The 2,519-nt window shown below is 74.6% G+C and carries 1 protein-coding gene; it reads right to left on the bottom strand.

What is annotated here, in order from left to right:
- Positions 1–22: 22 nt before the first annotated feature.
- Positions 23–2,452, bottom strand: coding sequence for an NAD-dependent DNA ligase LigA (gene ligA / locus HGA02_RS16115; protein ID WP_168680105.1), 2,430 nt, complete (start codon positions 2,450–2,452; stop codon positions 23–25).
- Positions 2,453–2,519 lie beyond the last annotated feature (67 nt).

Below are 2,519 nucleotides of genomic sequence, written 5' to 3' on the forward strand. Positions count from 1 at the left end.
CGATCTGTGTCGACGGCGACCTTCACGCGTCGCCCCCGTCGGCGCCGCCGTCCGCCGTGGCGTCCCCGTCGGCCCCGTCGGCCTCCGTGGGCGCGGGGACCGCGTCAGGGCCCCCGGCCAGCAGGGCCTCGAAGCCGGCCTCGTCGAGGATCCGCAGCCCGAGCTCGCGCGCCTTCGTCTCCTTGCTTCCCGCGTTCTCCCCGACGACGACGAAGTCGGTCTTCTTCGAGACGCTGCCCGACGCCTTCCCGCCGCGGGACAGGATCGCCTCCTTCGCCTCGTCGCGGCTGAACCGCTCGAGCCCGCCGGTGACGACGACCGTCAGGCCCCGCACGGTCCCGCTCTCGTCGGTGACCTCGAGCGTGCGCGTCACGCCCTCGGCCGCCGCGTCCTCCATGCGCACGCCCGCGTCGCGCCACGCGTCGACGATCGCGGCGTGCCACGGCTCGGCGAACCAGTCGACGAGCGACTGCACGATGGTCGGTCCGACGCCCTCGACGCCCGACAGCCGCTCGGCCGCGACGGCGGGGTCGCCCTCGACGACCGCCCGCAGCGCCGTCATCGACCGGAACTCCTGGGCCAGCGCACGCGCGGCCGTCGGACCCACGTTGCGGATGCTCAGCGCGACGAGCACGCGCCAGAGCTCCTTCTCCTTCGCGAGGTCGAGCTGGTCGAGCAGCGTGCGTGCCGCGGCCGACGGCTCCCACTCGGGCAGCGTGCGCCCCTCGGCCTCGGCGCGCGCCCGCTCGGCCTTCGACCAGGTGAGCTGCCGGCGGAACGGCGACCGACGCCGCACGTTGCCGTCCTCGTCCTCGCGCGGCAGACCCGTCTCCGGGTCGCGCACGACCACCTCGATCTCCCCGAGCGTGCGCAGGGACGCCTCGCGGACGCGCGCGCGCTCCTCCTCCGGCGCGTCCGGCGCGTACCCGACGAGCGCGAACAGGTCGGCCTCGGTGCGCAGCGGCGGCACCGCGGGCACGACGGGCTGCGTGAGCGCCGCGGCGGTGACCTCGCCGAGCGCCTCGATGTCGAACGCACCGCGCGAGCCGATGTGCTCGACGCGGCCGAGCACCTGCGCGGGGCACGACTCGGCGTTCGGGCAGCGCAGGTCGACGTCGCCCTCGCGCATCGGGCGCAGCGGCGTGCCGCACACCGGGCAGTCGGTGGGCATCTGCCACTCGACGCGCTCGACGGTGTCGTCGGGAGCCGCGGGCGCGGGGCCGACGATCTCGGGGATCACGTCGCCCGCCTTGCGCAGCACGACCATGTCGCCGACCTTGACGCCCTTGACCTTGACGACGTCCTGGTTGTGCAGCGTCGCCTGCCGCACGGTGCTGCCGGACACGAACACCGGCTCCATGACCGCGAACGGCGTCGCGCGCCCGGTCCGGCCGATGCCGACCTCGATCGCGAGCAGGCGCGTCACGACCTCCTCGGGCGGGTACTTGTAGGCGATCGCCCAGCGCGGCGCGCGGCTCGTCGAGCCGAGGCGGCGCTGCAGGTCGATCTCGTCGACCTTGACGACGATGCCGTCGATCTCGTGCTCGACGTCGTGCCGGTGCTCGCCGTAGTACGCGATCATCTCCCGCACGCCGTCGAGGTCGTCGACCACCCGTGTGTGGCCCGACGTCGGGACGCCCCACGACGCCAGCAGGTCGTACACCTGAGACTGCCGCGTGATCCCGGGGCCGCCACCGGCCCCCCAGCGCAGCGCGCCGATGCCGTGCGCGTACATCCCGAGCGGCCGCGACGCCGTGACGCGCGGGTCCTTCTGCCGCAGCGAGCCCGCCGCCGCGTTGCGCGGGTTGGCGAATGGCGGCTTCCCGGCGGCGACCTGCGCCTCGTTGAGCCGCTCGAACGCCTCGACCGGGAGGAACACCTCGCCACGGATCTCGATGAGCTCCGGGTGGGTCGACGGGTCGCCCGCGAGCGTGTCGGGGATCGAGGAGATCGTCCGGACGTTGAGCGTCACGACCTCGCCCGTCCGCCCGTCGCCGCGCGTGGCCGCCCGCACCAGCCGGCCCTTCTCGTACAGCAGCGCGATCGCGAGCCCGTCGATCTTGAGCTCGCACAGGTAGTGCGGCTGCGCGCCGTTGAGGTCCCGCAGCGCGCGGTCCGCCCACGTCGCGACGTCCTCGTCGGAGAACGCGTTGTCGAGCGACAGCATGCGCTCGACGTGGTCGACGGTCGCGAAGTCCGTCGAGAACGTGCCGCCCACGCGCTGCGTCGGGGAGTCCGGCGTCAGCAGGCCCGGGTACTGCTCCTCGAGCGCCTGCAGCTCGCGCATGCGCGCGTCGTAGTCGGCGTCCGACGCGGGCGGCGCGTCGAGCACGTAGTAGGCGAACTGGTCGGCGGCGATGCGCTCCGCCAGCTCGGTCCACCGGTGCCGGGCGTCGGCGGGGACCTCCTGGTCGGGCGCGGTCGCGAGGGCGTCGTCGGCGGCGTCGTTCACCCGCACATCATCGCGCCCACCGCCGACACGCGCCGCCAGGCGCCCGTCAGCGCGCGTCGCGCAGCCG

Source organism: Cellulomonas septica (assembly GCF_012396155.1).
Lineage (GTDB): Bacteria > Actinomycetota > Actinomycetes > Actinomycetales > Cellulomonadaceae > Cellulomonas > Cellulomonas septica.